4 protein-coding genes are annotated in these 7,828 nt (G+C 36.3%); 1 reads left to right on the top strand and 3 read right to left on the bottom strand.

Annotation, left to right across the window (positions count from 1 at the left end):
* Nucleotides 1-5 precede the first annotated feature (5 nt).
* Entirely contained in the window at nucleotides 6-3,125 is a 3,120-nt protein-coding gene (locus IGI49_RS24925; RefSeq protein WP_429966100.1) for a Cna B-type domain-containing protein, read from the bottom strand.
* 127 nt (nucleotides 3,126-3,252) lie between these two features.
* Entirely contained in the window at nucleotides 3,253-3,834 is a 582-nt protein-coding gene (locus IGI49_RS24930) for a recombinase family protein (protein WP_429966099.1), read from the bottom strand.
* Nucleotides 3,835-4,017: 183 nt separating this feature from the next.
* On the opposite strand from IGI49_RS24930, the gene IGI49_RS24935 reads away from it, so the two are divergent.
* A complete protein-coding gene (locus IGI49_RS24935; RefSeq protein ID WP_429966098.1) occupies nucleotides 4,018-7,023 on the top strand; it encodes a Tn3 family transposase in 3,006 nt (1,001 codons plus the stop codon).
* A 208-nt stretch (nucleotides 7,024-7,231) separates the two neighbouring features.
* On the opposite strand, the gene IGI49_RS24940 is transcribed toward IGI49_RS24935, so the two are convergent.
* Nucleotides 7,232-7,828 (bottom strand): hypothetical protein (locus IGI49_RS24940; RefSeq protein WP_429969611.1); only part of this gene is annotated, 597 nt, incomplete at its 5' end.

Genomic DNA, 7,828 nt, shown 5'->3' on the forward strand with positions numbered 1-7,828 from the left:
TTCTTCTAACGTTCTACTTTTTTTCTAAAATAAAGATACCCACCGATACTACTAATCAACAGTGCACCTACTACAGTCCACCAAATGGCGTTTATTTCTCCTGTTTTCGGTAAATGTTTCCCAGGTGTGCTTGGTGTCTCAGATTTTGTCGGTGTTTTTGGTTTGTTAGGAGTTGTTGGCGTATGCGTATTGGTAATTAACAGATTTCCTGTGTTTTCACCTGTGATTGTTGCAGCATAGCCATTAACGACATCAACTTCTTTGATTGAATAGTGAATTCCTTTTCCATCTTTATCTGTTGCGTCTAATTCTTTCCAAGAATAGGTCCAATGTCCTTTTTCAGTTAATTCAACAGGCTGACCTTGTTTTTTTCCATTAGCATATAATTGAATCTTGATACTGTCTGGACGAAGTCCATCTTGATTATTAGCATCTTCCCAACGCTTGGTTACAGTCCCACTAATTTTTCCTGGATTATACGTATTGGTAATATTGTAGCCCTTAATCTTAGTTGTATAATCTTTTACAGTATTTTCAGTCACCGTATAAACGATCTCTTGTCCGTCTTTGAATTTTGGTAGATCCTTAAATTCATAGTTCCAGCCGTCGGCTTCTGTGACTTCTTTTGTCGCCACTTGTTCACCATCTGCAAGGAGGTTCACGGTAATTTTGTCCGGTCGTTTGCCATCTTGATTATTGGCATCGTTCCAAGTTTTTGTCCCTTTGACTTCTGTTGTTTCTGGTGTGTAAGTGTTGGTTAAGAGAATATTTCCTTTATCCGTATCGTTCACAGTCGTGGTATAACCAGGGACTTTTACTTCTTCAATGGTGTAGGCAATGTCTTTCCCATTGGCTTTTTGCGTCAAGTCATTCCACGTTGTAGTCCAGTTGTTGGCTGCGTTTAGTTCCACTACGTCGCCTTGTTTTTTGCCATCCGCTAACAATTGTACTTGGATACTGTTTGGCCGTTTGCCATCTTGGTTATTGGCATCTTCCCATTTCTTCGTCACAGAGACGCTTGTTTTACCGGGTGTATAGCGGTTGGTAAGATTAAATCCTTTAACTTCAGTATTGTAATCCGCCACTTGATTTTCAGTCACCGTATAGACAATTTCGTTGCCGTCTTTGAATTTTGGTAGATCCTTAAATTTATAGTTCCAGCCGTCGGCTTCTGTGACTTCTTTTGTCGCCACTTGTTCACCATCTGCAAGGAGGTTCACGGTAATTTTGTCCGGTCGTTTGCCATCTTGATTGTTGGCATCGTTCCAAGTTTTTGTCCCTTTGACTTCTGTTGTTTCTGGTGTGTAAGTGTTGGTTAAGAGAATATTTCCTTTATCCGTATCGTTCACAGTCGTGGTATAACCAGGGACTTTTACTTCTTCAATGGTGTAGGCAATGTCTTTCCCATTGGCTTTTTGCGGCAAGTCATTCCACGTTGTAGTCCAGTTGTTGGCTGCGTTTAGTTCCACTACGTCGCCTTGTTTTTTGCCATCCGCTAACAATTGTACTTGGATACTGTTTGGCCGTTTGCCATCTTGGTTATTGGCATCTTCCCATTTCTTCGTCACAGAGACGCTTGTTTTACCGGGTGTATAGCGGTTGGTAAGATTAAATCCTTTAACTTCAGTATTGTAATCCGCCACTTGATTTTCAGTCACCGTATAGACAATTTCGTTGCCGTCTTTGAATTTTGGTAGATCCTTAAATTCATAGTTCCAGCCGTCGGCTTCTGTGACTTCTTTTGTCGCCACTTGTTCACCATCTGCAAGGAGGTTCACGGTAATTTTGTCCGGTCGTTTGCCATCTTGATTGTTGGCATCGTTCCAGGTTTTTGTCCCCGATATCTTAATAAATTGATCTCCGTTATTATTAGGGGGGACAGTGACCGAAGCTTCACTATCATCTTTTTGTGTCTCTCCGTTTTCTCCTACTATTTGAATATCAACCTTATTCGAAAGGATTTCTCCAGATTCGATTTGTTTATCTGGCTTTGTTGCAAAAAAGATATAAAAGGATTTTGTTATATCATCAAGTCCAATGGGATTAGAGGAAGTTGACATAATGTCAATAATTCCATTTTCTGTGTTATCCATTAAATATTTTGACAAATTGTAATTGTAATCATCATGTAATGTATTTCTTTCTAATGCTCCGTCAATTTCAACTTTAGGATTCGATACATTATATGCCAGAATTGATTCTGGGATTATTTTTTGTCCCTTATTTGAAATATCTTTAAATATAAAAGGGGCAGTATCTGTTCCTCTTAAATTAAAATTATTGTAATTAAGAAATAATCCCCATAAAGCATTTCCGTTTTTATCTATTCCGTAGGCTACTTTCTTGATAATTTCGTTTTTTGGTACAGTATCTGCAAATCTATGAACTTCGACGCTCTTACTATCATTACTAACTTGATTTTGATATTGAATAGATATTGGTATTTCCTTTATTTCTTTAGAGGATGAAATATTTTCCTTGTATCTAATGTTAATGTTTACCACTATAGATTCTGTTCCAGTATCTGTATTTGCTTTTATGCTAAAAGTTCCATCTTTTTTGCTATCAGGTGTTATTGTATAATCCCCAACAATAAAAGGTTCTGTAGAATAATCCCATTCTGAATTAGCTACGGTTAATTGTATTGTCTCTCCTGTTTTCATAGGTGGTAATGTTAAATTCATAGTTACTTTCAACCAATCTGAAGTGGCTGTCATGTAATTTTGTCCGGGGGGATAACTGATAGATGATTTTACACTTAAGCTATTTTCAAGTATCTTTAACGTAGACTTTTTTATACTTCCAGTTTGATTTGGCGCACGGGTTTGTTGATCCGTTGATTGAGTAGTTTCTGATGCTTGTTTTCGATCTGTTTGCGTGCTCTCTAAAGTAGAGGAATCATTTGTCGTGGTCTCTGTGGTTTCTTTAACCGGACTTTCTACTTGCGAAGCATTACTTACCTCCGTTTCTTTTGTGATCGATTCTTCAAGTTTTGTACTGTCAGCTTGTGTTTGCTGCGTACTATTAGTAGTGCTTGTTGTTTCCGCTAAAACGGTTAGCGGTGTCGTAATGAATGAACTTATCATTACCAACAAACTCAAATATGTGGATAGTTTCTTTTTCATATGATTCCTCCTCGTTCTTTCTAATTTTAGTCACTCAACCAATCTAAATATATCAAGAATAAGTTATTTAAACTATCGAAATCCGACTTTAATTGCACAAAATATTTATAAAAGCAAGCAAATACCATCACTTGCTTGCTTTGTTCTTTATCTTAGAAAGTTTTCTTCGGTTAAGTTCTTTATACAAAGTCCCTAAAGAAAGTTGGTTGGTTTCTGCAATTTCTTTTACTGAATACTCACCACTTTGATACATGCGGATAGCGACATCTAGTTTTTCTTGTGTGACTTTTGGTCGGCCCATTTTAACACCCCGTTTTTTGCTAGCCGCAATACCTTCACGTACACGATCTGCTAATAAATTTCGCTCTAATTCTGAAATCACACTCATCATTTGAAGCATAGCCTTTCCTGTAGGCGTAGCGGTATTCATGTTTTCTTTTAATGAAATAAATTGCACTTCTTTCATTGTTAATTCCTGAACTAACAGTAATATGTCCAATGTATTCCGCCCCAATCTAGAAATACTTTCAACCACTAAAGAATCTCCTGGTCGTAAAATATTGAAAAGTGTATCAATCCCTGGCCTATCTCTTCGGGTTCCTGTATATTTTTCTTGAATTATTTTTTCAGCGCCATAGGCGGTTAATTGATCGATTTGCCGATTTAAATTTTGTTCTTCTTTTGATACGCGTGCGTAGCCAATCATCATCGGTAGTCGTCCTCCTTTATTTTTTTATTATCTAAAAAATGACTTCTTTTTGCAAGGGTATAGTATAATCTTTTTTTTAACGAGTTTTTAGAACTTAGAAACCTTGCTGTTATACGGAAGCCCAAAAATAAATTACTATTCTAAAAATCTCTAGTTTTTTAGAATAATTAAGGAAGTGAACGATTGCCTAGAGCAGTTTTAAAAGAAGAACAAAGAAATTTTTATCGACAATATGCAGGAGAGCTATCCATAGTGCAATTAGATCAATACTTTTATTTTTCAGAAATCGATCTGGAACAAATCAATGAAGCTAGGACGGATAGCAATAAACTGGGTTTTGCTTTACAGTTAGGAACTGTCCGCTTTTTAGGAGGATTTTTTGATTCAATAGAAGATATTCCGATTACGGTTGTTCACTATGTTGCCAGCCAACTAAAACTTAACCCCAATATCGTTAATGACTATACAAGTGCTACAACGATAAAAAATCATAAGCAAAAAATTCAGAACACGTTTAACTACCGTAAACTTACTGGTGAAACACGGAAAAAAATGCTAGCTTGGCTTTTTGAACGTGCAGTGGTCACTAGTGAGCGAGAGAGTGTTTTAATTGACCAATTTCTTCATTTGTTACTCACAGAACATATCTTGCTACCAAAAATTACGTCTTTTGAACGATTAGTAGCGTCAACACTTGATCAAGCAAAAGAAGAGATTTATATGCGGTTGGTAGCCGCTGTTCCGAAGGAAAAAATCAAGCAACTAGAAGATTTATTAGTCCTTGTTACTGCAAATAAATTTGGTTCTTCCATTACCAAGATGGATCACCTCAAGCAATCTCTTACAGAAGGTAAAAGAGAGCTTGAACGAGGTTTTCAACGTTTAAAACAACTAAATGCATTTCAAACAGAAACTTGGGATCTATCAGGCATTCCACACACTAGGTTAAAGAAAATGGCAGAATACACAGCAGTTTCAACTTCTCAATCCGTTCAGCGCTTTACAGGAAATCAAAAGATTGCCCATTTAGTAGCTTTTGTTGCTATCTATAGAGTAAAAGCATTGGATGAATTGCTTCAAGCATTGATTGTTTACTATTCTGAAAAGTTTACACACGCGAAGAACAAAGAGCTTTCTGAAAGGAAACAATCCTTGAAAAAATACGATTCTGCTACCTTATCTTTAACTGAAGCTTTTTCAGAAATGAAAGAAATTGTGAAAAATGAAGCATTAACGGATCAGCAAGCGAGAGACCGCTTAAAAGAGCTATTAACTGAAGAAAGTTTAGAAGATCAATTAGATTTTATAGAACAAACTGCTAAAAGTACTTATGAACCCGTGGCTGTAAAGGAATTGATTGATAAATATCCTATATTTACCTGCTTTTTAACAGACATGATTGAACTTTTACCCTTACAATTTGCTGAAACGAAGCAAGGTAATCAACTAAAATCACTATGGAATTTACTTTGTAACCGTCATCCAAAGAAGTTTACTTTCGAAGATTATTCAGCGGTTAAGCAATTTGTTCCAAAGAAGTGGCAACATTTTATTGAAAATAATCCTGACGAGTGCAATCGAGCGCTATGCATTGTTATTATTGACTTACTAGTTCCTTCTTTGAAAAACCATAATGCCTATATCTCTTATAGTAGAGCGTTTAAAGATCCTATGGCAGAACTTATCTCAGATGACACATGGAAATCCAGAAGAGATCCTCTACTAAAGCAGTTAAATTTATCTGAAAATCCCAAAAAAGCCATTCAGAAACTTTCGAGCGAACTTCATTTATCTTACGATCACACGCTTCAAGAGTGGTCTAAAAATACGATGGCTAGAATTGAGAAAGATCACTTGGTTGTTTCTACTATTCGAAAGAAGAGAGAAACAAAAGAATTTAAACGATTCTTAAAACGAGTAAAAGAGTTGATGCCTGCGATTGATTTGGCGGATTTATTAATGGAAATTAATCAGAGACTAGATCTTACCCAATATTTTTATCATATTAGTCAAAACGAAACCCGAATGACTGACTTAGATATTAGTATGATGGCTGTGTTGCTTGCAGAAGCAACGAATATTGGCATTGGTTCAGTTTCTAAAAAGAATGTAGCAAGCTTAAAACAAGGGCGACTTTCTTATGTCCGCCTAAACTATGAACGATTAGAAACGTTAATTGCTGCCAATAATTGTATTACCACTTCGTATAATCAATTAGATATGGCTGCCTATTGGGGTGATGGAACAGTAGCTTCAGCAGACGGTATCCGCTACGTTACGCCTAGAAAATCAATCTATAGTAAAGCAAATAATAAGTATTACGGTAAAGGACATAAGGGCATTACTTATTATAATTTTGTTTCTGATCACTACATTGGCTTTCAGGGAATGGCTATTCCAGGGACGGAAAGAGATTCTTTATACATTTTAGAAGGATTGCTGGAGCAATCAAGCGAACTGTCCATACAACAAATCTCTACAGATACAGCTGGGTACAGCGATCTCGTATTTGGTCTTTTTGGATTATTAGGGTATCAATTTAGTCCTCGAATCGCAGATTCAGGAAATTCAAAGATCTGGCGGACAAATAAACAAGCTGATTATAAAGAATTAAATCCATTTTCTAAAAATACAATTCGAGTAGATCTAATCGAAAAACATTGGGCAGACATTTTAAAAGTGATTGGTTCATTAAAAGAAGGCCTTGTTTCTGCAACAGAGCTTATTCGGGCGCTACGTAGAGAAAATCATTCAACAAGTTTAGGGCAAGCACTTGAAGAGGTTGGGAAGATTTACAAGACAAAACACCTTCTTCGCTACTATTGTGATGAAAACTATGCTAGAGCGATTCTTAATCAATTAAATAAAGGGGAATCTCGACATAATCTATGTAGAAAAATATATTTTGGGAAGAATGGGAAACTGTATCAAGCGTATTACGAAGGCATGGAAGAACAACTTTCTGCTTTAGGATTAGTTACCAACGCCGTTATTTACTGGAATGCATTATATCTAGAAAAAGTTTTGACACAAATAACTGCAGAAGGGATACCTTATACAAATCAGGATATTGAATCTTTATCTCCATTATTATTTGAACATATTAACTTTGTAGGCCAGTACAGTTTTCAATATGATAAGGATCTTGAGAATGGGAAGCTACGTGCATTAAATCGTACGGAGAGTTGAGAATGTTCGTCTTTAGAAATTCTATGGTCTTTTTTTGTACAGTTGATAATAGGAATTATTCCTATTTTTTTAGAAGAAAAACACAAGAATGTTGGTATAATAGCATTCTTGTGTTTTATTTGAATCATCCTATGGTCCTTTTTTGTACGATTGCATGATGAACCCCTGATTCAACAAATCCCAGGTAGCAATCTTGGTTGGAATAGAACTATTTTTCAGCCCACACCAGCGATTCTTCTACAACAAAATTTTGTTCGAACTCCTCTTTGTCCATAGTGAAAAATATCTCCTGTCCTATTTTTATTAATAGTTGTCCGGAACCTAAACCGATCGCTCCACGTTTTGTTTGAATAGTAACTCGTCCATTAGACTTGAATTTTTTGTTTTTTACGATAGGTAAGTGATCACAAAAGACGCCCAACTGTTTGAGTGCACCAGGAGAGTACTTGAAAAATTGGATTGGAGCCTCGTTATAGCAAACGCCAGAAGCCTTAATTTTTGTTTGTTGTTTCTCTGCAATAAGGTAGCTCTTATTTCGTGACCGTTCCGATAAGTATAAACTAAGGGGAGTGAGCGCTCCGGTGTCGCGTTCCAAATAATAGCTACTATGATACTCTTTGTTTATTATGACTGCCCTAGAGAGCTTGTTCTCTGATTTTCCTACTATATTACAGGCAGTTCGTTGGGAAGACCCATAAACAAGATACTCTGATCCATCTTTGTAGGTAAGAGAGTAGACCGTATACCTACGTCGTGAACGATCTTTTTTTTCTAATTTAATTGCTTGATGAGTTATGAGCTCCTC

Source organism: Enterococcus sp. AZ071, assembly GCF_050499065.1.
Classification (GTDB): domain Bacteria; phylum Bacillota; class Bacilli; order Lactobacillales; family Enterococcaceae; genus Enterococcus_A; species Enterococcus_A ferrettii.

Bases quoted from the DNA above. Each gene is read 5' to 3' on its own strand.
- IGI49_RS24930 (WP_429966099.1), bottom strand. From the start codon at position 3,834: ATGATGATTGGCTACGCACGCGTATCAAAAGAAGAACAAAATTTAAAT.
- IGI49_RS24925 (WP_429966100.1), bottom strand. From the start codon at position 3,125: ATGAAAAAGAAACTATCCACATATTTGAGTTTGTTGGTAATGATAAGT.